Origin of the sequence: Parazoarcus communis (assembly GCF_003111665.1) — a bacterium.
GTDB classification, from domain to species: Bacteria; Pseudomonadota; Gammaproteobacteria; order Burkholderiales; family Rhodocyclaceae; genus Parazoarcus; species Parazoarcus communis_B.
Genome location: NZ_CP022188.1, coordinates 3404842 through 3429161, shown reverse-complemented (window position 1 = coordinate 3429161; position 24320 = coordinate 3404842). Strand labels below are relative to the sequence as shown.

22 protein-coding genes are annotated in these 24320 nt (G+C 63.5%); 3 read left to right on the top strand and 19 right to left on the bottom strand.

Features of this window, described 5'->3' with window-relative positions; translation table 11 throughout:
• Positions 1-117: 117 nt before the first annotated feature.
• On the top strand, positions 118-981 hold the full coding sequence (locus tag CEW87_RS15695; protein ID WP_159098187.1) for an SDR family oxidoreductase: 864 nt from the start codon (positions 118-120) through the stop codon (positions 979-981).
• A 115-nt stretch (positions 982-1096) separates the two neighbouring features.
• Here CEW87_RS15695 and CEW87_RS15690 read toward each other — a convergent pair whose 3' ends face one another.
• From CEW87_RS15690 to CEW87_RS15675, 3 genes are all read right to left on the bottom strand, one after another.
• Entirely contained in the window at positions 1097-1885 is a 789-nt protein-coding gene (locus CEW87_RS15690) for a PEP-CTERM sorting domain-containing protein (RefSeq protein ID WP_108974465.1), read from the bottom strand.
• 471 nt (positions 1886-2356) lie between these two features.
• Positions 2357-3169: a glutathione S-transferase family protein gene (locus CEW87_RS15680; RefSeq protein ID WP_108974463.1), complete on the bottom strand. Its 813-nt coding sequence runs from the start codon at positions 3167-3169 to the stop codon at positions 2357-2359.
• 65 nt (positions 3170-3234) lie between these two features.
• A complete protein-coding gene (locus tag CEW87_RS15675; RefSeq protein ID WP_108974461.1) occupies positions 3235-4029 on the bottom strand; it encodes a siderophore-interacting protein in 795 nt (264 codons plus the stop codon).
• Positions 4030-4187: 158 nt separating this feature from the next.
• Here CEW87_RS15675 and CEW87_RS15670 point away from each other — a divergent pair, with 158 nt between their 5' ends.
• Positions 4188-5144: a LysR family transcriptional regulator gene (locus CEW87_RS15670; RefSeq protein WP_159098186.1), complete on the top strand. Its 957-nt coding sequence runs from the start codon at positions 4188-4190 to the stop codon at positions 5142-5144.
• A gap of 74 nt (positions 5145-5218) precedes the next feature.
• Here the strand turns inward: CEW87_RS15670 and CEW87_RS15665 are convergent, their stop codons facing one another.
• The 14 genes from CEW87_RS15665 to CEW87_RS15605 form a co-directional block, all read right to left on the bottom strand.
• Positions 5219-6316 (bottom strand): 4-oxalomesaconate tautomerase, encoded by a 1098-nt coding sequence (locus CEW87_RS15665; protein ID WP_108974457.1) that lies wholly within the window; start codon positions 6314-6316, stop codon positions 5219-5221.
• 134 nt (positions 6317-6450) lie between these two features.
• On the bottom strand, positions 6451-7407 hold the full coding sequence (locus tag CEW87_RS15660) for a D-2-hydroxyacid dehydrogenase family protein (RefSeq protein ID WP_234421550.1): 957 nt from the start codon (positions 7405-7407) through the stop codon (positions 6451-6453).
• Complete coding sequence (locus CEW87_RS15655; RefSeq protein WP_108974455.1) at positions 7404-8723, bottom strand: MFS transporter; 1320 nt, start codon at positions 8721-8723, stop codon at positions 7404-7406. The genes CEW87_RS15660 and CEW87_RS15655 overlap by 4 nt, the downstream gene beginning before the upstream one ends.
• Positions 8723-9889 carry a tricarballylate utilization 4Fe-4S protein TcuB gene (tcuB, locus tag CEW87_RS15650; protein WP_108974453.1) on the bottom strand — a complete coding sequence of 389 codons (1167 nt, stop codon included), beginning with the start codon at positions 9887-9889 and terminating at the stop codon, positions 8723-8725. Before tcuB ends, CEW87_RS15655 begins: the two co-directional genes overlap by 1 nt.
• Positions 9876-11303, bottom strand: a complete 1428-nt coding sequence (gene tcuA, locus CEW87_RS15645) for an FAD-dependent tricarballylate dehydrogenase TcuA (protein WP_269807781.1) — start codon at positions 11301-11303, stop codon at positions 9876-9878. The genes tcuB and tcuA overlap by 14 nt, the downstream gene beginning before the upstream one ends.
• Before the next feature lie 110 nt (positions 11304-11413).
• Positions 11414-12346 (bottom strand): LysR family transcriptional regulator, encoded by a 933-nt coding sequence (locus CEW87_RS15640; RefSeq protein ID WP_108974451.1) that lies wholly within the window; start codon positions 12344-12346, stop codon positions 11414-11416.
• Positions 12347-12367: 21 nt separating this feature from the next.
• Positions 12368-12544 (bottom strand): hypothetical protein, encoded by a 177-nt coding sequence (locus tag CEW87_RS22480; protein ID WP_159098185.1) that lies wholly within the window; start codon positions 12542-12544, stop codon positions 12368-12370.
• Positions 12544-13902 (bottom strand): class-II fumarase/aspartase family protein, encoded by a 1359-nt coding sequence (locus CEW87_RS15635; protein WP_108974449.1) that lies wholly within the window; start codon positions 13900-13902, stop codon positions 12544-12546. The genes CEW87_RS22480 and CEW87_RS15635 overlap by 1 nt, the downstream gene beginning before the upstream one ends.
• Before the next feature lie 59 nt (positions 13903-13961).
• The gene (locus CEW87_RS15630) at positions 13962-14777 is read right to left on the bottom strand and encodes an HpcH/HpaI aldolase/citrate lyase family protein (protein WP_108948015.1); all 816 of its coding nucleotides are present in this window, start codon (positions 14775-14777) and stop codon (positions 13962-13964) included.
• Between the two features lie 20 nt (positions 14778-14797).
• Positions 14798-15979, bottom strand: coding sequence for a CaiB/BaiF CoA transferase family protein (locus CEW87_RS15625; protein ID WP_108974447.1), 1182 nt, complete (start codon positions 15977-15979; stop codon positions 14798-14800).
• Between the two features lie 10 nt (positions 15980-15989).
• Complete coding sequence (locus CEW87_RS15620; RefSeq protein ID WP_108974445.1) at positions 15990-16835, bottom strand: FAS1-like dehydratase domain-containing protein; 846 nt, start codon at positions 16833-16835, stop codon at positions 15990-15992.
• Between the two features lie 116 nt (positions 16836-16951).
• Positions 16952-18964 (bottom strand): tripartite tricarboxylate transporter permease, encoded by a 2013-nt coding sequence (locus tag CEW87_RS15615; protein ID WP_108948012.1) that lies wholly within the window; start codon positions 18962-18964, stop codon positions 16952-16954.
• Positions 18965-19034: 70 nt separating this feature from the next.
• On the bottom strand, positions 19035-20138 hold the full coding sequence (locus CEW87_RS15610; protein WP_108974443.1) for a Bug family tripartite tricarboxylate transporter substrate binding protein: 1104 nt from the start codon (positions 20136-20138) through the stop codon (positions 19035-19037).
• A 175-nt stretch (positions 20139-20313) separates the two neighbouring features.
• Positions 20314-21408, bottom strand: coding sequence for a 4-oxalomesaconate tautomerase (locus tag CEW87_RS15605; protein WP_108974441.1), 1095 nt, complete (start codon positions 21406-21408; stop codon positions 20314-20316).
• Positions 21409-21549: 141 nt separating this feature from the next.
• On the opposite strand from CEW87_RS15605, the gene CEW87_RS15600 reads away from it, so the two are divergent.
• Positions 21550-22476 carry a LysR family transcriptional regulator gene (locus tag CEW87_RS15600; protein WP_108974439.1) on the top strand — a complete coding sequence of 309 codons (927 nt, stop codon included), beginning with the start codon at positions 21550-21552 and terminating at the stop codon, positions 22474-22476.
• A 16-nt stretch (positions 22477-22492) separates the two neighbouring features.
• Here CEW87_RS15600 and CEW87_RS15595 read toward each other — a convergent pair whose 3' ends face one another.
• Together CEW87_RS15595 and leuD are read right to left on the bottom strand one after the other, a co-directional pair.
• The gene (locus CEW87_RS15595; RefSeq protein ID WP_108974437.1) at positions 22493-23449 is read right to left on the bottom strand and encodes an AEC family transporter; all 957 of its coding nucleotides are present in this window, start codon (positions 23447-23449) and stop codon (positions 22493-22495) included.
• A 219-nt stretch (positions 23450-23668) separates the two neighbouring features.
• Complete coding sequence (leuD, locus tag CEW87_RS15590) at positions 23669-24319, bottom strand: 3-isopropylmalate dehydratase small subunit (protein ID WP_108974435.1); 651 nt, start codon at positions 24317-24319, stop codon at positions 23669-23671.
• Position 24320 lies beyond the last annotated feature (1 nt).

Sequence of the window (24320 nt, the reverse complement as noted above, 5' to 3'; positions counted from 1 at the left end):
CTCTATTTATGCACTGAACGTATCAATCATATGATATTACCGGCGTTTATCTACATCTTGAGGATAGGCAATATGCGTCCCATCCCATCGGGACCTCAACCACCTCAGGAGCACATCATGATCTTCATCACTGGCGCCACCGGCCAACTCGGCAACGCAGTCATCAATACCCTCATCGAAAATGGCACTCCCGCAGCGCAGATCGTTGCCGGGACGCGCAAACCGGACGCCGCCGCGCCACTCGCAGCGAAAGGCGTGCAGCTGCGCAAAGCCGACTACGCCGACCCCGCAAGCCTCGACGCCGCCTTCAAGGGTATCGACACCCTGTACCTGGTGTCAGGTGACGCGCCGATCGACGTCCGCATCGAACACCACCGCAACGCCATCGCAGCGGCCGTGCGCAATGGTGTGAAGCGGATCGTCTACACCAGCTTCGTCGATACCGCAGAAGATTCGCCATTCGGCTTTGCACGCATTCACGCCGACACCGAGCGCACCCTCGCGGAAAGCGGCCTCGAATTCACCATCCTGCGCCATGGTGTCTATGCAGACATCCTGCCCGCCTTCCTCAATGGCTATGCCGAACGCGGCGTCGCATCGCCCAACCAGCACGGCAAGGCACGCTTCATCCGCCGCGCCGACCTGGCCGCAGCCGCTGCCAAGGTGCTCACGACGGAGGGTCATTCGGGAAAGACCTACACACTGACCGGCCCGACCGCGCTGAACATGGCCGACATCGCTGCCGTGCTGGAAACGCGCACCGGCAAGCCGGTTGCGTATCACGCACTGCCGACGACCGACTATGCGTCGATACTGGTGAAAGCGACAGGCATGCCACAGTGGCTGGCCGACGCGCTGGCAGGCATGTTCGCCGCCATGGACCGCGGCGGCTACGACATCCAGACGGGCGACTTTGCCCGCCTGCTCGGTCGCGATGCGATGCCGGTGGAAGCCGCGCTTGTGGCCCAGTTCGGCCTCTGATTTACCTCGCACTGGCGACGTTCCGCTGCGGCGGGCCCACCGTCGCCAGTGCCCCGCTGCGGGCGAAAAAAAACGGCGGCAATAGCCGCCGCCTGCGAATCACTGTTCCAGTGGTTCAGATCTTGCGCTGCCTTCTTCCAATCAGACTCGCCAACCCCAAGCCAGCAAGCGCAAGCGTGCCCGGCTCAGGTACAGAGTTCGACGGCGGAAAGACTTCGACTGCGGTACCTTGGACCCCGACTGTAAACCCGTTCCAATACTCATTGGATGCGCTCTCCCAAACAAGCGTACTGAAGGCGCCGGTAAATTGGATTACGCCGTGCGGCTCAGATCCGCCAATGTTCGAACTGTTAAGTTCGTAGAGAAAGTCCCCGCCGCCGAGATCCGTAACGACCTTCGTGACACCGCCACAACCCCAGTAGCCGCACGCATTCCCATCTTCGCCGCCTACGCTGAGGATGTTGAAGTCCTGATTCAGGAAGGCGTAGCCATTCCCATTGAGGCTCACAAAGGCAAACACCGGATTGGCGATGCTCTCGGAGAAACTGAGTGTCTGGCTGCCAGCCCGGCTCAATGCGACGATGTCTGTTCCAGTGGGGCTATTGTCTACTGCGCTGCTCGTGTACGGGGAGATCGAGTCGTTTCGGCCGCCGCTGCCGAATGAGCCGTTCGCATAGTAGTCATTTCCCCCACTCGCTTGATAGAAGCCGATCCCGTTTGCATTTGTATAGTTCACCGTTACTGTGGCAGTGGTCGTGGTGATCGTGCCCACCCCCTGGAAGCCCGCTCCAGTGGCCACGTTACCGCCCGTCCAGTCTGTCCAGAAAATCGGCGCCGCTGTTACCAGACCGCTGAACAGCAAGGCGGTCGTTCCTGCGAAAAACTTTACATGTAAGGTCGTCATGATTAATCGTCTTCGTAGTGGGCGGCACAGAGGCAAATTTCTCGGGAGCCGCTGAGTTTGGAATGTATCCAAACAGCTGCATTAAGCATGCCAGTAAGATTATTTTCTTTTTATACCAGACACTTAACGTTTATCCCGATATGGCGCAATCGAGGTAATGTAAAGTTTTTCGACACGTCAGCTGGCTTTCAGGGCCTGTTCCGTCTGCCGGTTGCTCTGCACGATAGGTGAAAAGGCCGATCTCTCCACCGCCCCTTGCACGCTGGTGTAAGACACTTCGCGCCCCCCGCCGATTTGGCCGCTTCGATCACTTTGCAGTGTTGAACGATGCGTTTGTCCGGCGTGTCCATGCCCGAGACCAGCAACACGGTGTCGGTGCCCGCAAAAGGCTGTGCCCCTTTCCGTGTGCGTTCTGCCTGGGCGACGGGCTGAAGGGTTTCGGGGAGCGTCCGGCAAACGAGACGTGAATGCCTAGCCGGAGAAACGCTCGCGCCACCACGATGAGAATTTCATCACCGGCATCATCAGCCACATGGGTATCGTGGGCAGTCGGTCGGTGATGGCGGTCTTGAAGGCGGGCCGCTTGCTGATACGGTGGGCCCAGGCCTCAATGCAGGGGTAGGGAGAGAAGTCGAATCCGATCCTCGACAGCAGGACGTGCTGGGGAACCCAGGCAAAATCGGCCAGGCTCATCTGTTCGCCAGCCAGATATTCGTGCTTACTCAGGCGAGCCTCCATCCGGGCAAAGACGGACTTGAGCAACGCCACGGCCGCGGCAACCTCCTCCTTGGGGATGCCGTCGAGGGTCTTCTGGTGAAACGCGACAAGCTCCTTGTCCGGCTCGATTTCAGCGTACCGGGCCATATCGGATCGCCTCTTCGTGGCGCCACCAATCGATCCATACACATAGGTCTTGATCGCTTTCACGTGAATCCTTGACGCCAGATCCACCCATTCGTGCATGGACTCGCACTCGTCGGGGTTCCCGGGCGTGAAGGACGGTTGCGGGAATTTCTTCTCGAGGTAGAACAGGATGTCGTTCGATTCTGTAACGGGTATTCCGTTGTCAACAAGCGCGGGCACGAGACCCTTCGGATTGATTCTGAAGTACCAGTCCTTCAGGTTCTCCTGCCGCCCAAGATCGACGAGATGCGAGCTCCATTCGAGCCCTTTCTCATCCAGCAACATGCGCACGCGCATCGAACAGTTCGACAGATTGGCGTGGTAGAGGTGAAGGCCCTCGAGCTTGAGGACCTCCGGCGCATCGGTTTTCAGTACAGGCATTTCAATTCTCCCGACTCGGCAAAGCGCGGCGACGCGCCCTGCGAATGGATTACCCTTTCACCCGCTCATTCGCCCATATCGTGATCGGGGTGGTCGCTCGCGCCCGCTTTCCAGTAGCCGCGGGTCACCAGTTGTGCCCGATCAATGCCGCGTTCGTTCAGCAACACGGCCCTGATCTCGCGCACGGCCGCCGCCTCGCAAGCGACCCAGCACATGGCCCCCGCCGGCAGGCTCAGGTTGCGTGCAGCCTGCAGCAGCAAGCTGCCTGGCGCTGCGCGCGAAGCCTGTCGCGGCAACCAGCGTACGTCTGTCGAAGGCCGCTCGCTGGGGCTGCGCCGATCGGCCTCATCGTCGACTTCGGCAAACAGGGTCACGAGGCAATGCGACGGCAGATCATCGAGGATGGTCCCCACCGCCGGCAGGGCAGATTCATCGGCCATCAGCACAAGGTGGCGGAGATCCTGCGGAAAAACCTGCCCGCCGCCGGGCCCTGCGATCACCAGCGCACTGCCAATCTGAGCCTGCTCGACCCACTCGGAGGCGACGCCCTCACCGTGGCGTACAAAGTCCACGACCAGCTCCCGGCGCACCGGATCGAAATGGCGGGGGGTGTAGGTGCGCGCTACAGGACGCGGCTGGCCGGGTACAGGTTGCCAGTCGGACGGGATATCCCCAAAGAACAGCTTGATGTGGCTACCCGGCCTGGCTGGTCCGAAGCCTTCGAGGCTGTCTCCGAAGAAAGTCACGCGCCGCATCCGGGGACCGAGATCCTCAATGGCGCGCACCTTGACCGGACGCAGTGTCGGCTTACGGCGCGGCGGCGTTGCAGATTTTTCAATGGTCGGGGGAGTGGAGTTCATCGAGGACCTCTTCTTTCGGTTGGATTCAGCAGCGCCCAATCGCACCGCGATAACGTGGCTTGGAATGAGCGTTGTTCGTCAGTGAGGGCATTGTTTCAAACCACAGAATGTTTGATAAGCTGGCACAGTTGCATCTCTTTCTCTCATTAGATCGAACAATGATTGACGACCTGCGCAGCATGGCTGTCTTTGCCACAGTGGTCTCCGAGGGTTCGTTCCGGGGGGCTGCGGCCCGGCTCGGTCTGTCGCCGTCGGTGATCAGCCACCACATCTCGCGGCTCGAGAAGCGCCTGGACTGCGCGCTGCTTTACCGTTCGACCCGGCGCCTGTCGCTGACCGACGACGGCCGTGTCTTTCATGCCTGTTGCGCGCGAGCCCTCGAGGCGGCCGAAGAAGGCCTCAACAGCGTGGCGCATCGGCAGATCGAGCTCAGCGGGCGCCTGCGTGTCGGCGCCCCCGCCCTGCTGGCTTCCGGCCCCTTCGTGGAAGATGTCATGGCCTTTGCCGCAGCCTACCCGGCGGTGGAGCTCGAACTGTGTCTGGACGATGAGCGCAGGAACCAGATCGACGCGGGTTTTGATGTGGCGATTCGCATCGGATGGCTCGAAGACTCCGCCCTGCGCGCACGCCAGCTCCTCAGCGTGAAGCGGCGGGTGTGCGCGGCGCCCGCGCTCATCGAGGCAATGGGCCTGCCTCAGCACCCGGCCGACCTCGTGAACTGGCCCTGGGTTCAGGAGACCATGCTCCCGCAGTTCGTCGATTTCTCAGGGCCCAAGGGCGCCACCTACCGTGTTCCGATGTCCGGGCGCCTGTCCACCAATCACGGAGAGACGGCGAAGCGCTTTGCGCTTGCCGGTGCCGGCGCCTTCGCCTCGATCGACTTTCTCGTGGCCGAAGACCTGGCAGCCGGCCGCCTGATCGAGCTGCTGCCCGACTGGCACCTGTCCTCTGCCGGCGTGTACGCGGTCTGGCCTGCGAACGTCTCGCGAAACTCGCTATCGATGCACTTTGTCGATTTCCTGCACGCACAGGTCGATGAGCTTCGAGCCAAAGCCGAGGCGTCCGGCACGCTCGCGCCCGCACCTGCCCGCACTAAGCGAAAGCACGGCGCCTGAGCTGACAACCCGGCATCGCGTATTCAGGGACGAAATGCGTCGGCGCCACCCTTCCAACGCCGTGCGGTCCAGCCTCAGGCAGCAAGCCCGGCTGCGGTCATCGGCACATGCACGACGCCAATGAACAGGGGCCGTGCAGTGCGAACGAGGCCCGCAACGGCAAACACCGGGTTCTCCGGCGTTGAATCCGCCGCCGGTCCCATGCGGATGCTGAGCCCGCCTGCGGGATGCTCGATGGTAATGAGGTTCGGATCGGCTGCATTGCGTCGTGCGTAAGCGGCGGGCACGGTGCCCTCGATACTGCATGCGGCCGCAAGGCACAGCGCGCCCGTCACCGCGAAGGCCGAGTGGCAGGTCCACGGTGTGAAGTAGCGTGAGGTAATACTGCCGTCGCGCTCCGGCGTGGCGACCAGCGCGATCTTGGGCAGCACCGAAGCGCTCACGTCGCCCAACCCCGCGCGCCGGCCGATTTCAAGCCGGATCCTCTCCAGGCGGGCTTTCAGGTCGGTATCGGCGTCGAGCACCTGCTTCGACTCATGGCCGGTCCGGCCAAGCGATTCCGCCGCCACGAACACCAGCGGCGACGCGAAGTCGATGCAGGTCACCGCAATGCCGTCGACCACGTCGATCCGGTTTCCGGTCGGGAACAGCCTGCCGGTCTTGGCGCCCGCCGCATCGAGAAAGTTGAGGACGATCGGCGCTCCGCTGCCGGGCACACCGTCGATGCGGGTGTCGCCTTCGTAGCTCACTTTTCCGCCTGGCGTCTGCACGATGGCCTCGACCACCTTGCCCGTGTTGCGATTGAGAATGCGCAGCGTGGTAACCGGATCACCCGCCTTCACCAGCCCGTTCTCGATGGCGTAGGGGCCGACGCCTGCAAGCATGTTGCCGCAGTTGGGCATGGTGTCCACGGTGGACTGATCGACCGAGACCTGCGCAAAAAGGTACTCGATGTCGATGCCCTCGCGTGAGGACGGGCTCACCACCACCGCCTTGCTGCTCAGGGTATCCCCACCACCGATGCCATCGACCTGCCGGATATGGGGCGAGCCCATTGCAGCCAGCAGCACGCGGTCGCGCTCCGCAGGTTCTGCCGGCAAATCATGGGCCTGGAAATACGGCCCCTTAGAGGTACCTCCGCGCATCAGGGTGCAACGAATCGTCTTCAGCATGTTTGTCTCGCTCGACCGGAAATGTCGTCAATAGCGAATTTTCAAGCGAAACGTTTTTTACCTGAAATGAAACAAAGAAGCAGATTGATGCGATATACGCATTTGTAACAGGCTGCACGTCCCTTGAGGCGGACTCAGCCCTGGATAAATCGCCGCACGTGCGCAAAGGCTTCGCCGAAGTAGGACTCGTAGGTGTCGCGTTCGACAAAGCCAAGGTGTGGTGTTGCGAGGACCTGTGGGTGTCCTGCGTACAGGCTTGCGCCCGACGGCTCGTCTTCGAACACGTCGAGCGCCGCCTGCGCCGGCCGGCCGGTGGCCAGCGCGGCCAGCAGAACGCCTGGCGCGATCAGCTCGGCGCGGCTGGTATTGACCAGCAGACTGCCACGCGGCATCGCCATCAGGTCTTCTAGGGTGACGATATGGCGGGTGTCGTCGTTGAGACGAAGGTGCAGGCTCAGCACATCGGCGCAGGCGAAGAATGCGCGGCGATCCGCCATGAAGGTATGACCGGCCTGCTCGGCCGAGGCCCGCGAACCCTCACGACCATGCACCACCACCTTCATGCCGAAGGCCTTGCCGAAAGCCGCGACCCTGGAGCCGATCTTGCCGTGCGCCCACACACCGAGCGTTCGTCCATGCAGCGAACGCCCGAGCTGTTCATTCTCGATGCGGTCTTCGCTGCGCTGCCAGACACCCGCATCAAGCCGGACGGCGTACGGAACAACGCGGCGCGATGCAGCCAGGACAAGTGCCCAGGTAAGCTCGGCCGGTGCAATCGGGTTGCCGGTGCCATCCCTCACCACCACGCCATGCGCCTTGCACGCTTCGAGATCGATGCAGCCGGACAGCCTGCCGGTCTGCACGATGAGCTTGAGTTCAGGCAAGGCCGCGATCACCGCAGCGGTAATCGAACTGCGTTCGCGTATCAGCACCAGACAGTGCGTGCCGCGCAAGGCGTCGATGAGCGCGGCCTCGTCGTCGATATGCGTCGTCAGCACAGTGAGCTCGGCGCCGACGCCATCGAGCATCCGGACCGCATCGAGTTTCGCGACGATGCCCTGGTAGTCGTCAAGTACGGTGACCCTGATCATGATGCAGCCTTCCTTCCCATCGTTGGTGTGACATGCGTGATGCCGAGTTCGGCGTAAAGCGGGCGCAGATGAACCCTCAGGTGCTCCAGTCCGAAGCGAAAGCGCAGCGCAACCACGAACAGCAATCCGCCGGCTGCGAGCAGCGTGGTCTCCGGACCCGCGCGCTCGGCCACCCAGCCTGCCACCAGCCCGCCCGCGGCAGCCGCCCCGAGATTGGCTGCGGTATAGAGTGCCAGCACCCGTCCGCGCAGGCCCGCAGGCAGAATGGTCTGCAGGATGGTGTTCGTCGATGCGTTGCCGGCAATCATGCCAAAACCCAGCAGAAACAGCAGCAGGCACGCGAGCCAGGCGGCGTCGGTCAGTGCGAACCCGCACAGCGCACAGGCCGCAAGCAGATTTGCACTCGCGATGGTGCCGGTGAGACCGCGAACCGACTGCCTCGTCACCAGATACAGCGATGCCCCGAGCGCCCCCGCCCCGGCGCTGCCCAGCAATGCACCGAGCATGTCCGGCCCGCCATTAAAGACGTCGCGGGCAAAGGCCGGCATCATGGGCAGATAGCTCGCGGCGAGAAAGTTGAGCAAGGCGACCTGCAGCAACAGACCGCCCACCGGCACGCTACCGCGCACGTAGTCAAAACCTTCGCGCAGCGCAGAACCGAAAGGCACGGCGTGCGGACGCTCGGAGGGGCTGTCGATGCTCAGCAGCGCAAGGATCACGCCGACGAAGGACAGGCCATTGACTGCAAAACAGAACGCCTCGGAGCTGAGTCCAAGCAACAGGCCGGCAAGCGGCGGCCCGATGAAGCGGGCAAGGTTGAAGGTGAGCGCATTGAGCGCAATCGCATTCGGAATATCCTCGCGCCTGGCGACCAGTTGCCCGGCAAGCGCGTGGCGCAAGGGTGCATCGAAGCTGTTGAGCACCCCGAGAACCGCCGCGGCGACCAGGATCACCCAGGGCTGAATCAGGTCGAGGTAGGTGAGCGCGGCAAGCGCCACCGCCTGTGCCAGCATCAGGCTCTGAATGACGACCATCAGCCGCTTGCGGTCGGCCCGGTCGATGATGATGCCCACGAAAGGTGCGAGCAGGAGTTGCGGCGCCTGGCTCAGAAACGCCACACCGCCGAGCAGTGCGGTGGAGTCTGTGAGCCGATACACCAGCCAGCCCAGCGCAACCTGCTGGATCCAGGTACCCAGCAGCGACAGCGACTGGCCCAGAAAGTAGCGACGATATGCGGGGCTTTGCAGCGCGCGCCAGGACGACCTGCGGAGCGATTCCGTCCGCGCAGGCGGTGGGTCATCCTGGCGCGTGCGCATTACTCGCTACCCACGCCGACCGGGTTTGGCCGACGTTTCTCGATCGCCCACTTCAGCAGCGCAGCGCTGCGGTAGAAGCCGTGGCCGAACTTGCCATAGGGCATGGTCAGGAAGAAGGCCATCACCACACCAAGATGCACTGCCAGCAGCAAGCCCATCGCCCCCGTTTCGCGTCCGGCAAGGAGCACCAGCCCCGTCAGACTCACCATGAACAAGAGCACGATGAAGGCCCGGTCCATCGGCTTCTGTGCCGCATCGCCATGCTCGGGATGACGCTTCAGGTTGAGCCACAACAAGCCGGCCGGACCGATCAGCAGGCCGATCCCGCCCACCGTGCCGAGCAGCACCGGCAAGCTGGTGTAATCGTAGGGCGCTTCCCAGCCGAAGAAGTAGTGATACACCGTGGCCAGACTGGTCGCTGCGAAGCACAGCATGAAGCCGTAGAAGGTGAAATGGTGGAAGCGCCGGCGCATCAGGGTGAAGGCGTCGTTTTCGTTGTTGCAGCCCAGGCCGTGACCACCATCCAGATACTTCAGCCGCAGCACGTCATGCGTGGTCTCCGCGATCGCGGCGCCGCTTGCGCTGCCGGGCGACACTTCCCGCCAGAAGCGCGCAACCCCGATTCCCAGTGCCAGCACCGCAAACAGAAACACCGGCGCGAACATGCCCGCCAGCAGGTTGTGCGGAAAAATGGCGTAAAAGTTGCCCGCCAGCGGTTCATGGAAGAGTCCGCCCTTGAGCACCATTGCCAGCACGAGGAACAGCGCCAGACCACCCGCCAACGCCATCGCCACGGTCACGCCATTGTTGCGGTAGAGCTTGCCGAAGCCCGCTGGCCAGGCGTAGTCGGAGTAGGTCGTCGCCCTCACCTTCGCCATCGCCTGCGGCACGTTTACCGCAAACTCGTGCGGCGGTGCGTACTGGCAGGCATGCAGGCAGGCACCGCAGTTGTGGCACAGGTTTGCGAGGTAATGCACATCGGCCGGCTCGAAGGCCAGGCGACGCGTCATGGCCGGAAACACCGCACAGAACCCTTCACAGTAACGGCAGGCGTTGCAGATCTGCATGATGCGCCCCACTTCCTGCTCGGCCGCGCTGGCGATCGGGATCACCCGCCCCATGGCCAGCTCGCTTGCCTCTTGCGCCAGTGCTTCAAGCCGCTGCATGTTCAACTCCTTGCTTCTGCGCTGCCGCTGCAGCGTGGGCGCCGGCGATACGGCCGAACGCGGTTCCGATGGTCATGCCGACACCGGCGGTGTAGCCCTTGCCGAGGACGTTGCCGGCCATCATTTCGCCGGCGACGAACAGGTTGGTGCTGGGTACGCCGGAAAATTGCACGGCCGACGCCTCATTCACTTTCAGTCCGAGATAGGTAAAGGTGATGCCGGGCCTGAGCGCGTAGCCACGGAACGGCGGCTTGTCGATGGGCAGCGCCCAGTGCGTCTTGGCCGGCTCCACCCCCTCGGTGTGACAGTCGTCGAGCACGGTGTGGTCGAAGCTGCCAACACGGCAGGCGGCGTTGTACTCGCGCACGGTGCGCACGAAAGTGGCCTCGTCGATGCCGAGCTTGCGCGCCAGTTCCTCGAGCGTACTGGCGGTCTCGCCCGGAAACACCGGCGGCATGAAGCGTCCGTTGGCCTTGGCATCGATCACCGAGAAGCCGATCTGCCCCGGCTGCTGTGCCACCAGACGGCCCCAGATGGCATAGCGCTTGGGCCAGAAATCCTCGCCCTCATCGTAGAAGCGCTCGGCGTTGCGATTGACCACAATGCCCAGCGAGACGCAGTCGATGCGGGTGCAGATGCCCCCGTCGTATTGCGGCGCGCGTGCATCGACCGCCACACAGTGCGACTGCGACGGGTCGCCGATGCTGTCGGCGCCGGCGTTGATCATGAACTTGAGCAGCACACCGCGATTGAAGCGCGTGCCGCGAATCGCAAAGTTGTCCGCCGGCCACTCGCCGTCGGCATTCTGTCCCCATGCCTCGCGCAGCCATTCGCGGTTGGACTCGAAACCACCGGCGGCCATCACGCAGGCACGGGCGGCGATGCGTTCCTTGCCAACCCAGGCCGCGCGGAATTCACCGTTTTCGAGTTCGAGACGCTCGACCGGCGCGTTGTAGCGGATCCGCACGCCCAGGGTCTCGGCACTGCGGTAATAGGCATTCATCAGCGCCTTTCCACCGCCCATGAAGAAGGCATTGGTGCGGGACAGGTGCAGCGTGCCCGACAGCGAAGGCTGAAAATTCACCCCGTGCCTGCGCATCCAGTCGCGACAGCGCGACGACTCGCGAATTGCCAGCCGTGCCAGCTTCTCATCGGTGATGCCGCCGGTGACCTTGAGCAAGTCCTCCCAGAACTCTTCTTCCGGATAGGCATCGGTCAGCACATCCTGAGGGGCATCGTGCATGCAGCGCAGGTTGCGGGTGTGGGCGGAGTTGCCGCCCCGCCATTCGCGTGGCGCCGCCTCCAGCACCAGCACCGAGGCCCCCGCTTCGCGGGCGACCAGTGCGGCACACAGCGCGGCGTTGCCGCCACCGATCACCAGCACATCCACCATGTTTGAATCCGATTCAGTCATTTCAAGCACTCCTGTGTCCCCGGGCGCCACCCTGATTCGGGTCGGGCGCCTGCGATGAACGAACTATCTCGCGGACGCGGACGCCTGCCCAAAGCCACTCCGAGATTCGCCTATCTCGAATCGAGATGGATAAGCTCGACCCCGCGCCAGCCGCCGTTCTCGACCAGCTGGTGCACCAGTTTCACGAGCAGGGCGCGGGTCGCGAGCACCGCAGGCGACATCTCGTCCTCGGACAGACTGCACAGCAGATTGGGCCGTGACAGACCGGCATCGGCAAGCTCCACCCAGCGCAGGCGGGCATCCGCTTCGGGCTGACGCGCAAGCGCCGCCCACGGCTGCACGGTGGCACCGATGCCGTGGCGCACCATGTCCATCAGCACATACAGCGAATCGACCTCGGCCACGACCATCGGCGATACCTTGCAGGCACTGAAGGCGGTGTCGATCACACGCCGCAGACCATGACGGTGCGTCGGCAACACCAGCGGCACGTCCTTAAGCTCGACCAGGCGGCACGGCAGCGACGACCCCTCCGCCGCGCTGCGGATCAGAAGCAGACGCTCGTTGAGCAAGGGCCGCACACTCCAGCGCCGGCCGTGCTCGCCGTCGAACAGCACGGCCATGTCGAGCTCACGGGCGTTGAGCATCTGGCCGAGATGGCCGGACATGGCTTCAACCAGGCGGATGCGGATATCCGGGTACTGCGCCCGCATCGCCTCAATGAGCGCAAAACCGAGCACCCCTGCGCTCGTCGGCGCCAGCCCAACGCTGACCACACCCGACAGGCGCGACGCCTGCGCAGCGTGTGCAGCCTCTTCGGCATGGCGCAAGCTCAGTTGCGCATGGGCGACGAAGGCCAGCCCGGCCTCGGTCGGCTCCACCCCCCAGCTCGTTCGCTGCAGCAGGCGCGTGCTCAGTTCGCTCTCAAGCTTCTGGATCTGCAGACTGATGGCGGACTGCGCAACGCCGAGATCGAGCGCGGCCTGACTGATGCTGCCCAGCTCGACCGTGCGCAGCAGGTAACGCAACTGCCTGAGTTCCATCGCTCAAGACTCCATGTGTGTTCAGTTCTCGCTGAGAATCGCCACCGGCGCCAGCTCGTCGCCGGGCGCGTCACTTGTGGGAGGCCGCACGGTCTCGGGCACAGGCCCGGTACGTGCGCCAAGCACCGGATCGACCAGGGTCGGGCAATCCAGTTGCCAGCGTGCGAGGCGATCCACGAGCGAAAAGCCGCCGCTCATCACGACTGCTGAGCCGCCGCGCGGGCAAGCACCTTGTCCACCATCACCCCGGCCTGGCCGAGGTAGTTCGCCGGATCGCACAGCTTTGCGAGCGCATCGCGGTCGAGGTGAACCTTGATCTCCGGGTGTTCGGCGAGGATGTCGAGCAGCGGACGGTTGGTCCCGATCGCTTCACGGCACAGGTCATAGACCAGGTCGTGTGCATATTCGCGACCGATGTAGGGACCGAGGCCCATCATCACCGCCTCCGACATCACCAGGCCCTTGGTCAGGTCGATGTTGGCGCGCATGTTGCCCTCGTCCACCTCAAGCCCCTCGAGCACGAAGCGGGTCTGCTTGAGCGCACCTGCGAGCAGGCAGAAGGCCTCCGGCAAGGCGATCCATTCGATCTCCCACGGGCCGGTCGAGCGTTCATGGTCGGCGATCATCGCGTCCATCAGCGCAGCTGCGTGCTGGCGCACCACCGACACCGCGGCGTGGATGTAGCAGCTGGAGATCGGGTTGCGCTTCTGCGGCATGGTGCTGCTGGAGCCGCGTCCGGGTGCGAAAGGCTCGTACACCTCGGCGACCTCGTGCTGCATCATCAGCTTCACGTCCATCGCGATCTTGCCCAGCGAGCCGCCGACCAGACCGAGGAAGGCGCCGACTTCTGCGATGGTGTCGCGCACGGTGTGCCAGGCAATGTCCGGCTGCGCCAGCCCCAGTTCGGCCATCAGGCCCGCCTGGGTTTCCATGGCGCCGGTCTCGATCGAGGCCAGCGTGCCGCAGGCACCGCCGAACTCGCCCATCAGCACGCGCGGACGCAGCTGGTTGAGACGTTCGCGGTGACGCTCGATGCCGGCCAGGATGGCAGCGGTCTTGAAACCGAAGGTCACCGGAATCGCCTGCTGCAGGTTGCTGCGACCGATTACCGGCGTATCGCGGTAACGCTTCGACAGCGACACCAGTGCGTCGGAAATGCCCTTGAGCTCACCGTCGATGATCTCCAGCCCTTCGCGGATCTGCATCACCGTTGCCGTGTCGGTGATGTCCTGGGTGGTTGCGCCCCAGTGGCAGTACTCGCCGAGCTTGTCACGGCACAGGGCATTGAGCTGCGACACGACGCCGAGCACCGGGTAGCCGATGCGCTCGGTCTGCTCGCGCAACTTGTCCATGTCGATCTTGTTGATGTCGCAGTTGCTGACGATCTCGTCTGCGGCCTCCTGCGGGATGATGCCGAGGCGGCCCTGCACGACCGCCAGTGCGCGCTCGATGTCGAGGTATTTCTCGGTGCGGTTGCGGTCGGACCAGACCTGACGCATGGCGTCGGTGCTGAAGATGTTGCCGAAGATCTGTGAGTCGATGATGCTGGCGCCCATGATGGATGCTCCTCGAAATCTGTTTCTGAATGTGGAAATGCGTTGGGTCGTCGTGTTGCTCAGCCGTGGGTGCTGCGCGCAAGAATTGCCTGCGCCTTGAGCACCACCGGCCGGTCAATCATTTTTCCGTCAAGCTGAACGGCCCCCTCGCCGCTCTCGGCAGCGGCCAGCACGCGCTCGGCCCAGTTCCGCTCCTCCGCAGAGGGCAGACAGGCGGCATGAATCACCGCCACCTGTCTGGGATGGATGCACAACTTGGCGCCGAAGCCGAAGGCCCGCGCGAAGGCCAGATCGGCCCGGATGCGCGCCTCGTCGTCCAGCGTCGGTGTGACGCCGGCGACCGGCGAGGCGATATCGGCGCAGCGAGAAGCGATGGCGATCCGCGACGACGGATAGATCAGGCCGAGGTCGTCGCCTGAAAGGTCGAGATCGACGCCGTAGTCGAGCGTGCCAAAGACCAGGCGCTGCACCCCGCCGGCCGCGGCGATGCGGTCGACGTTGGCCACGCCGCGGGCGGACTCGATCAGCGGCAATACCTTCACCGCCGCGCCGGTCGCACCGACCAGCGCATCCACCTGCCCCGGAGACTCGACCTTGGGCAGCATGACGTGGACGATGCCGAGCGCTTTCATCAGCGCCACATCGTCGGCAAAGCAGGCCGAGTTCGTGTCGTTGATGCGGACCACGACGCGCGCGGCCGCTTCCGGGTGTGCCGCGATCCAGTCGGCGATCGCGTTGCGGGCCAGCGCCTTGTCCGCCGGGGCCACGGCGTCCTCGAGATCGAGCACGATGGCGCCAGCCCCTGCGGCACAGGCCTTGTCGAAGCGTTCCGGACGGTTGCCCGGAACGAACAGGTAGGTGATCGGGAGTGTCATCGCATGCCTCCTGCGCGCGCTCAGATCACGCCGGCGCTTTTGAGCGCGGCGATGCGATCTTCCGGGTAGCCCAGGCCGGCCAGAATGGATGCGCTGTGTTCGCCCAGCGCCGGCACCGGGTCCATGCGTGGCTCGCACTCCTCCCACGATCCTGGCGGCAACAGCGCCGGCACGACGCCTGCCGATGTACCAACCTCACGCCAGCGCTTGCGCGCCTTTAGCTGGGGGTGATCCCACACCGCATGCATGTCGTTCACATGGGCATTGGCGATCTGGGCTGCCTCCAGGCGCTCGATCACCTGCTCGCTGCTCAGGCTGGCGAAGGCATCGACGATGATCTGGCGCAGTTCGGCGCGCGCTGCGCTGCGTTTTGAGTTGCTGGAGAAACGCGCTTCCGCGGCGAGCTCGGGACGCAGCAGAACCTTGTCGCAGAAGGCCGCCCATTCCCGCTCGTTCTGCAGACCCAGCATCACGACCTTGCCATCGCCGGCCGGGAACGGGCCGTAGGGGTAGATCGTGGCATGGCTCGCGCCGGTGCGTGGCGGGGGCGACGCGCCGTCGAATGCGTAATAGAGCGGATAGCTTGTCCACTCGACCAGGCTCTCGAGCATCGAGATGTCGAGGTGCTGGCCGCGGCCGGTTTTCTGGCGCTGCAGCAGTGCGGCAAGAATATTGCTGAAGGCGTACATTCCGGCCGAGATGTCGGCAATCGAGGGGCCGGCCTTGGAGGGCTCGTCCTCGGTTCCGGTCACCGACAGGAAGCCGGACTCGCTCTGGATCAGCAGGTCATACGCCTTCTTGTCGCGATACGGGCCGTCGCCGCCGTACCCCGAGATGTCACAGACGATGATCTCCGGCTTGAGTGCGGACAGATCCGCATAGGACAAACCGAGCCGAGCCGCCGCGCCGGGCGCGAGATTCTGCACCACCACATCCGCCTCTTCGACGATCAGGCGCTTGAGGATGGTCTGGGCTTCGGGATCCTTGACGTCGAGCGTAAGGCTCTCCTTGGAGCGGTTGGTCCAAACGAAGTGCGATGCCAGCCCGCGCACGCGCTCGTCGTAGCCACGGGCAAAGTCGCCCACGCCGGGACGTTCAACCTTGATCACCCGCGCGCCCAGATCCGCCAGCTGGCGGGTGGCAAAGGGCGCGGCAATCGCATGCTCCAGGGTGACGACGGTAATGCCTTCAAGCGGTCTCATTTTGCATTCCTCACTTGATCACCGCGGTGGCGTCCATCGTCAGCCAGCCCTCGTGATCCTTGGCCCACAGACGGAAGGTCTTGCCGTCAGGCAGCGGTTCACCGCAGACGAAGAAATGGTTGATGTCGAACACCGGGCGCACGGCGCGGAACTCGTAGCTGGCAAGCTCGGCATCGGGCAACTGGTGACGCAGCAGGTCGAGCAGCATGGTGGCGACCATCGGACCGTGCACGATCAGGCCGGGATAGCCCTCGACCTCGGTCACGTACTTGCGGTCGTAATGAATGCGGTGGCCGTTGAAGGTGAGTGCCGAGTAGCGGAACAGCAGCACATCGTCCGGCACCCACTTCTTTTCCCAGGTGGCACTCGCCGGGGCAGCCTTGGGCGGCGGCGCGACGTCGTCGGGCCTGGCCGCTTCGCGATAGACGATGTCGTGAAACTCGGTCAGCGCGACATCGGTTTCGCCTTCGCGGCGGATCTCGTGGCGCACCTTGACGAACACCAGCGGGCCGGTGCGACCGCTCTTCTCGCTCACATCGTGGATGGTCGAGGTGCGCGTCATCACGTCGCCAATCCGCAGCGGCTTGTGGAAGGTGAATTGGCTGCCAGCCCACATGCGGCGCGGCAGCGGCACGGGCGGCAGGAAACCACCGCGTTTGGCGTGACCGTCCGGGCCGATCTCGGACTGGCGGTGCAGTGGCAGAAAGTACAGCCAGTGCCACAGCCCGGGCAGTGGCGTGCCAACAGCAGGACGCTCTGCCGGGCGGTCGAAGGTTGCCGACAAGGCGGCGTAAGGGGTGGCGGTGGCGATGTCGGAGACTTCTTCCGAGCGTCCGATCCAGTCCTTTAGGTTCATGGTGTTACGTCCTCCGTCGGATTTCGGGCGGAGCACCTGCCTGTCGCCCGCCAATGGGGCTGACGGACAGGTGCGGGATCACAAAAATGTGGCTGAGACTTGGTGAGCAGGCGGGCTTACTTGAGCGGCCACGGCATTTCCACGTAGTGCTGCAGTACGCCCGCCGGGAAGTCGAGCGTCAGGTAGTGACCAAGCGTGCTCATGAACGCGATGCAGAGCCCCGTGTAGAGCAGGCTGCGCGCGACACCGAGCTGTGTGCGCACCATCAGGAAGCTTGTGATGAAGATCGCGATCGAGATGATGAAACCGAGCACCGAGGTCATCCCGAAGAGGAACACGAACCAGCCCACGGACGGCCAGACAGTGGTGCCGTCGTCCGCGCCCTTTGCTTTGGCAGCCACCTCCTGGTCGAAATGTGCGCTGTGTCCCGGCTTGCCAACGACGAGCATCATCACCATGTAGCCGCTGAAGGCGACCATCAGTGCCGAGGTGTAGAAGGGAAACACCGATCCCAGGAAGCTCAACGGTGCGCTGCTCATCACGCCGTAGAGGAAGGTCGCCAGCAACAGCACGGCAAACACGATCTGCGGACGACGCTCCGCCTTGTCGGCGCCTCCGAGCACCGGCCGATCGGTTTCCTCGCCGCGGGCCTCCTTGGTGACCGCACCTTCTTCGGATACCCGGCTGCGCAGGGCCATCAGCGTGGAGGCGATGGTCAGGCCGCCGATGATCAGCACGCCCGGACGCTGGACGAACTCCCAGCCGTAGAACTGAAGCGCCTGATACAGATAGTTCTCAGCCTGGCTCGAAAGCACGAAGCCGATCAGGAACGCAGGCCGGGGCCAGCCGAAGCGGCGCAGGAAGATGCCGACGATGCCCACCGCGAACAGCACCAGCAGATCGGTCAGATCGCGCCGCGCCTGGAAGGCCGCGAAGCAGATGATCATGATCATGAAGGGCGCGATCAGGTTGAAGGGCACGAAGGTCAGTCGCGCAATGGGCACGGCCAGGAAGAAGCAGATGGCAGCACCAACAATGCTCGAGAGGGCCAGCGTCCAGGCGATGGTGTAGGTCAGCTCCAGGTCGGTGGTGACCATCGACGGACCGGGCTGCAGGCCGAGCAGGACCATGCCGCCGAGGAACACCGCCATGCTGCCTGAACCCGGAATGCCGAACAGCAGTGTCGGCATCAGCGCGCCGCCCTGCAGTGCGTTGTTGGCCGATTCCGGTGCGATCACACCCTTGATCTCGCCCTTGCCGAAGTTGGACGTGTCCTTGCTGGTCTGCGCAGCGTGACCGTAAGCGATCCAGTCCACCACCCCGCCGCCGAGGCCCGGAATGGCGCCAATGAAGGTGCCCAGTGCCGAACAACGTAACACCAGGAACCAGTTCTTGAAGGTATCGACCACGCCTTGCAGCCAGCCGGCACCGAGACCGGATTCAGCCGCGATCGGGCGGGAACGGCGGATCAGATCGGCGATCTCGGGAATCGCGAACAGCCCCAGGCCAATGATGACCAGCGGCACACCGTCGATCAGATAATCAATGCCGAGGTCGAAACGGCTCTCGCCAGTCGCGGGGGCTGCGCCAATGGCGCCGACCATCAGGCCGAGACCGCACGCGATGACACCACGCATGATGCTCTCGCCGGCAAGCACACCCACCACCGACAGCCCCAGCAGGGCAAACATGAACAATTCGGCGGTGGTAAAGGACAGGATCAACGGCTTGGCGACAACGACAAAGCCGGTCAGCATCAGCGCGCCGAACACCCCTCCCAGCAATGACGCCGAAAAGGCGGCGCTCAGTGCGCGGGCCGCCTGCCCTTTCTTGGCCAGCGGAAATCCATCCAGGACCGTGGCCTGACTGGCGCTTGAACCGGGGATGCCCATGAGCACCGAAGTGAAGGTGTCGCCGGTCGGAATTACGGCGACCATACCGACCAGCATGGCAAGCGCGGAAACCTGATCCATTCCGTAGATGAAGGGCATCAGTAGCGACATGCCTGCAATGCCGCCGAGGCCGGGCAGAATGCCCACACCAAGGCCGACAACAATACCGAGCAGCATGTAGGCGGCGTGCTCAAACGAGAGCAGGCCGACGAAGGCACTCTGCATGGCTTCTAGCATTGGAAACTCCAGAATTGAGTGGCCGGGGCATCAGAGCGGCCAGCTGCGGCCACCCTGACGCCCGTCAGCGTTAGAAGCGTGTGTTGTACTCTTTCTCGAGCAGCGCGCGGACCCAGTCCCGGGCCTTCGGATCAATCGTCGTGCCTTCCTTGAAGAGCGACTCGCCGGCCTTGTCGGTCACTTGCTCGTAACCGCCAAGCGCCTCGTCTTTTGCGGCGATGTACTCGGGGTCGAGCTTCATCTTGCGCACCGCCTCACGGTAGGCCTCGACGATGGGGTCAGGCGTGCCCTTGGGCAGTACCAGCAGCTTCTGGGCAGGGAAGCCCGCGATCAGGAAGGACTTGAACGCCTCCCACTCGGTGCCGGATGGCTTCTTGCCGGTAACGATCTCGATGGCTTCACCGATGTGCGGCAGATCCGGGAAGTTCGGGTCACGGATGAGCTTGCCGTCGTCGTCCGTGGCGCCCCAGCTGAACAGCGGGACAGCTTTCCCTTCCTGAACGATGGGGAGCGAACTCTTCAGGTAGGCCGACGTGGTCTGGTAGTCGATATTGGCTTCACCACGCTCGAATGCGAGGCGACCTTCTCCACGGCTCTTCATGCCGAACACATGGTGCACCTCAAGGCCAAGCAGGCGGAAGCCGAGCAGCGGAACGAGATCGAGCGACGTCGAGCCCTGGCTTCCAAAGATCAGGCGCTGGCCCTTGAGCTTGCCCAGTTCGGCGAGTGACTTCACGCCAAAACTGCTGCTGATATAGGCAACACCGCCGGTCGGCGCAGCCAGCACGACTGTCCAGTCCTTGTAGTCGTACTTCACGCGGGGATCGCCCAGCAGGTAGGGAAACTGCGTCGAACCCGAAGTGCCGAGAATGCTCAGACCATCCGGCCGGGCGCGGGAAGCGAACTGATTGGCACCGGTGATCGAGCCTCCGCCGGGCTGGTTCTTGACGACCACGGTCGGCTTGCCGGGCAGGTGCTTGGACAGAAAGGGAGCGTTGAAGCGGGCCCAGGTATCGGACCCGCCACCGACGCCAAACGGCATGACGAACTCGATGGTCTTGTCGGTAAAGTCGACTGCACCGGCCATGGCCGGCACGGGCGAGATGAAGGCGGCAGTCGCAAGGGCGACGGACATGCCGAGGAAATTGCGGCGATGAATCGTTGTTTTAGTCATGTGTGCTCCTCCTGATGTGGTGTTCAGCTCGTTGCTGTGTTGTGAAATCCCGCGGGCGTGGGGCGCCCGATCTCTGAGGACCTTCGGGTCATGGATGCAAGGAATGGTGAATGCTTCATGGTTTGTCTCTTCACTCTCGGTCGTTATTTTGTCTATCGGAACAGCGGCACTGCCCTCACGCTGGCAGCGCGGCAGCGCGCGCCGGCACCAGGACTTCGCCACTGAGCAACGGCCTTGCGGTCGTCACGACAGTGGCACTGCGAAAAACGGGAATCGGGGCGGCACTCTGCTCTGCCAGTTGCACCTTGAACGTGAGGGTGCCGCTCGGGTGCTCGATCACGATCTGGCCGGGGTGATCGATATCGAGTTCGACGAGATCTTCGGCCACCGAGCCGCCGACATGACAGGCGGCGGACAGTGCCAGCGCCCCCGAAATACCGAACGTGGCGTGACACCATTTCGGTGAGAAATAGCGCGCTGCAATACTGCCGCCATGACGGGGTGAGGCCACGATGGCGATCTTGGGGAGGGCCACGCTTTCGCGGTCCTCGATCCCCATCAGCGTGGCTGCTTCGAGGCGAATCGCTTTCAGCCGGCTGGAAAACGCCATGTCGGCATCGAGCTCCGTTTTGGACTCGTGCCCTGTCTTGCCCAGTGCCTCGGCCTTGACCAGGACCAGCGGAATGGCACAGTCGATACAGGTGACCTCGACATCGCCGATCACATCGCGGACCTTGCCGGTCGGCAGCAGGACGCCGGTGCGGGTGCCGGCGGGGTCGAGGAAGCGCAGCCCGATCGGCGCGAAGCTGCCGGGCACGCCATCGAGCCGGCAGCTGCCTTCGTAGGTGAGCTTGCCGCCGGGCGTGTGCACGGTCACTTCGGCGATCTTGCCGCTATTGAGGTTGAGCACGCGCACCGTGGTGGTCGGCGAAGTCGTTGCGATCAGGCCCGCTTCAATGGCGAAGGGGGCCACGCCGGACAGCATGTTGCCGCTGTTGGGCCGCACATCGACGAAGTTGCGGGCAACCGACACTTGCGCAAACAGATGCTCAAGATCGGCGTCCGGCCGGCTCGACGGCCCGACGATCACCACCTTGCTGCTCTGGCTGTCGCCGCCACCCATGCCGTCAACCTGGCGCAGATCGGGCGACCCCATCGCGGCCAGCAGCAGCCGGTCACGCTCGGCGACGGATGCAGGCAAATCCTGAGCGAGGAAGAACAGGCCCTTCGAGGACCCACCTCTCATCAGAACGCAAGGTATGCTTTTCATCCGTTTGTCTCCTGCACCGTTGGCTGTGCCTGTTTTGATGAATGTTAGGGCGCCACGCAGAAGTACGGAAATGCAATAAATTTTAAGATTATTGCTATCCTTGCATAAGTAGAGTTTTTACTTAGTGTGGAGACACGCAGGATGAAGATCGACTTCGACGGCATTCAGGCCTTTGTCGCCATCGCAGAACTGGGCGGGTTCAGCAAAGCGGCCGAGCATCTGCATGTCACCCAGACCGCCCTCACCCGCCGCCTGCAGAAACTCGAGGCCTATCTCGACCTGCGACTGCTCGACCGCACCACCCGCTACGTGGAGCTCACGGCGGTCGGACGGGAGTTCCTGCCACAGGCGAAGTCGATCGTGGGAGAGGTCACACGGGCGGTCGGCACGCTCAAGGACATGTCGAGCCGAGGCAAAGGCAATTTCACCATCGCCTGCATCCCGACGATGGCCTCACAGGCCTTGCCGGTCGCGATTCGTCGCTATGCCGTCGAGTACCCCGGAAACCGCATCCGCATCATCGACGCGAGCGGCTTCGAGGTGCGCGATGCGGTGCTTCATGGGCAGGCAGAACTCGGCATTGGTCTCCCGACCGACCGCCACCCCGAGCTCGAGGAGCTTCAGCTGCTGGAAGACCCCTACATGTTCTTTTGCCGCGAAGAGCATCCCTTGAGCAAGCGCGAGCATGTGGTCTGGTCCGACCTGCACGAGGCGGACCTGATCGCGATCAGCACGATGAGCGCGAACCGGCTCGCGCTCGATGTGCAGCTGGCAAAGCACGGGATCAACATCTCCGGCCGCTATGAAGTCCGCCATCTTTCAACCGCAATCGGTCTGGTCGCAGCCGGCGTGGGCGCGGCGATCCTGCCTTCGTCCACGCTGGAGGTCGGCGCAAGACCGGGGCTGATCCGCATTCCGCTGAAAGGGCCGACGATCAAGCGCAAGATCGTCGTCATCCGCAAACGCAACACGACACTGTCGCCGGCGGCGGACGCCTTCATGCGCATGTTGTTGCGGGATGGCTATCAGGGCAATGCGATCCCGATGCAGGGCACGCCCGCCGCCTGAAGAAGGCCGGCGGCGCTCAGCTCAGCGCAGGGATGAATCCAGCGGACTTCATGATCCAGATGATCATGCTGATGGAGACGAAGGACGCCACCGTCGCCACCACCAGCGCCGCCGAACACATGCTCTCGAGGCCATACTTCTGGCCCATGATGGCGTAGATGGAGAACATCGGCACGCAGGCAATCAGTACCGCGGCGGCCTGCAGCACGGGATCGATGCCCGGAATCAGCAACACCCCGACCAGTACCGCCGCAGGATGTAGGACCAGCTTGGCGACGGCGATCAGCGATACGTCGGCGATCATCCCCTTCACCGCCATGCCGGCAAGGCTGCCGCCGATAACGAACAGTGCCAGTGGCCCCGATGCGAACGAGAGCATCTCGACCACTCGGGATAGCGGCGCCGGCAACTTCAGGCCGAAGAGGGCGAAGGCAAAACCGATCGCAATCGCAAGCAGCATCGGGTTCCTGAGCAAACGCGCGAACGTACCCCGCAGCATGGACAGCACACTCGCGCTTTTGTGATCCGAACGGTCCGCCATGACCAGCAGCAGCGGCAGCATCAGCAGGTTCTCCACCAGCATGGACAGTGCCATCGCCACCGAGCCAATCGGCCCCAGCACCTGCACCGCCACCGGCAGGCCGATGAAGGCGCTGTTCGACAGCGATGCGCCCATGCCGACGATGACGCTGCTCTGGAAATCACGTTTGCGCCACTTCAGCGCAATCACGATTGCAACGCTCATCGCGAACAGCGAGCCCAGCGCATACGCCAGCAGGTAGCCCGAGTTCATCACCTCGCCAAAGGAGCGCTGCGACAGGGCCTTGAACAGCATCGCCGGCAAGGCGAAATTGATCACGAAGGTGCCGAGGACGCGCATGTCCGCGCGCGAAAAGAACGCGGCCCGAACCGCACAGTAGCCCAGCCCGATCAGGATGAAGATCGGGCTGGTAATGGAGAGAATCTCGATCAAGCGTGACTCCGGCTGCCCCTGTGACACGACCTGCCATCGGGGTATCTGATCTGTGAAGCGCTGCAGCCGTCATCGGCCCATGCATATTCTCCACGCGGCTGGCGATGCACGATAGATAGCGACGTCGATGACTGTTATTGAAGTTCGTTATGGCACATCACGGTATACGGCCCCGCGCCGGCCAGGACACGACCGACTGCGGGCGCCACGGCAGCCGATTCAGTCTGCCAGCCGGTAATCGAGCCAGGGCGAGCGCGCCAGATGCCCGCGCTCGAAGGCTGCAATCGCATCCGCTTCAAGCAGGGTCTCGCCGATGTCGTCGAGGCCATTGAGCAGACGGTGGCGGCGGAAGGGATCGACCTCGAAGGAAATCGACTCGCCGGACGGGGTCGTCACTGCCTGCTGCTCAAGGTCAACCGTCAGGCGGTAGCCCTCCTCCGCTCCGACTTCCGCAAACAGGCGGCCGACCACTGCTTCCGGCAGCACGATGGGAAGCAGCCCGCTCTTGAAGCAGTTGTTGAAGAAGATATCAGCGAAGCTGGGCGCGATGATCGCCCGGATCCCGTATTGCTCGAGCGCCCACGGCGCATGCTCGCGCGACGAGCCGCAGCCGAAGTTCTTTCGTGCAAGCAGGATGCTCGCACCTTGATAACGTTCGCGGTTGAGCTCGAACGCGGGATTCAGCTCGCGGCTGGCCGGGTCGATGCCGATGTAGCCGCGATCGAGGTAGCGCCACTCGTCGAAGCAGAACGCACCAAATCCGGTGCGGTGAATCGACTTCAGAAACTGCTTGGGAATGATGGCGTCAGTATCGACGTTCTCGCGGTCGAGCGGTGCGACCAATCCGTTCAGAACAGCAAATTTTTCCATG

What these genes read in the sequence shown, in the direction of transcription:
- CEW87_RS15695 (WP_159098187.1), top strand. Translation starts at nt 118, where the DNA reads ATGATCTTCATCACTGGCGCCACCGGCCAACTCGGCAACGCAGTCATC.
- CEW87_RS15690 (WP_108974465.1), bottom strand. Translation starts at nt 1,885, where the DNA reads ATGACGACCTTACATGTAAAGTTTTTCGCAGGAACGACCGCCTTGCTG.
- CEW87_RS15680 (WP_108974463.1), bottom strand. Translation starts at nt 3,169, where the DNA reads ATGCCTGTACTGAAAACCGATGCGCCGGAGGTCCTCAAGCTCGAGGGC.
- CEW87_RS15675 (WP_108974461.1), bottom strand. Translation starts at nt 4,029, where the DNA reads ATGAACTCCACTCCCCCGACCATTGAAAAATCTGCAACGCCGCCGCGC.
- CEW87_RS15670 (WP_159098186.1), top strand. Translation starts at nt 4,188, where the DNA reads ATGATTGACGACCTGCGCAGCATGGCTGTCTTTGCCACAGTGGTCTCC.
- CEW87_RS15665 (WP_108974457.1), bottom strand. Translation starts at nt 6,316, where the DNA reads ATGCTGAAGACGATTCGTTGCACCCTGATGCGCGGAGGTACCTCTAAG.
- CEW87_RS15660 (WP_234421550.1), bottom strand. Translation starts at nt 7,407, where the DNA reads ATGATCAGGGTCACCGTACTTGACGACTACCAGGGCATCGTCGCGAAA.
- CEW87_RS15655 (WP_108974455.1), bottom strand. Translation starts at nt 8,723, where the DNA reads ATGCGCACGCGCCAGGATGACCCACCGCCTGCGCGGACGGAATCGCTC.
- tcuB (WP_108974453.1), bottom strand. Translation starts at nt 9,889, where the DNA reads ATGCAGCGGCTTGAAGCACTGGCGCAAGAGGCAAGCGAGCTGGCCATG.
- tcuA (WP_269807781.1), bottom strand. Translation starts at nt 11,303, where the DNA reads ATGACTGAATCGGATTCAAACATGGTGGATGTGCTGGTGATCGGTGGC.
- CEW87_RS15640 (WP_108974451.1), bottom strand. Translation starts at nt 12,346, where the DNA reads ATGGAACTCAGGCAGTTGCGTTACCTGCTGCGCACGGTCGAGCTGGGC.
- CEW87_RS22480 (WP_159098185.1), bottom strand. Translation starts at nt 12,544, where the DNA reads ATGAGCGGCGGCTTTTCGCTCGTGGATCGCCTCGCACGCTGGCAACTG.
- CEW87_RS15635 (WP_108974449.1), bottom strand. Translation starts at nt 13,902, where the DNA reads ATGGGCGCCAGCATCATCGACTCACAGATCTTCGGCAACATCTTCAGC.
- CEW87_RS15630 (WP_108948015.1), bottom strand. Translation starts at nt 14,777, where the DNA reads ATGACACTCCCGATCACCTACCTGTTCGTTCCGGGCAACCGTCCGGAA.
- CEW87_RS15625 (WP_108974447.1), bottom strand. Translation starts at nt 15,979, where the DNA reads ATGAGACCGCTTGAAGGCATTACCGTCGTCACCCTGGAGCATGCGATT.
- CEW87_RS15620 (WP_108974445.1), bottom strand. Translation starts at nt 16,835, where the DNA reads ATGAACCTAAAGGACTGGATCGGACGCTCGGAAGAAGTCTCCGACATC.
- CEW87_RS15615 (WP_108948012.1), bottom strand. Translation starts at nt 18,964, where the DNA reads ATGCTAGAAGCCATGCAGAGTGCCTTCGTCGGCCTGCTCTCGTTTGAG.
- CEW87_RS15610 (WP_108974443.1), bottom strand. Translation starts at nt 20,138, where the DNA reads ATGACTAAAACAACGATTCATCGCCGCAATTTCCTCGGCATGTCCGTC.
- CEW87_RS15605 (WP_108974441.1), bottom strand. Translation starts at nt 21,408, where the DNA reads ATGAAAAGCATACCTTGCGTTCTGATGAGAGGTGGGTCCTCGAAGGGC.
- CEW87_RS15600 (WP_108974439.1), top strand. Translation starts at nt 21,550, where the DNA reads ATGAAGATCGACTTCGACGGCATTCAGGCCTTTGTCGCCATCGCAGAA.
- leuD (WP_108974435.1), bottom strand. Translation starts at nt 24,319, where the DNA reads ATGGAAAAATTTGCTGTTCTGAACGGATTGGTCGCACCGCTCGACCGC.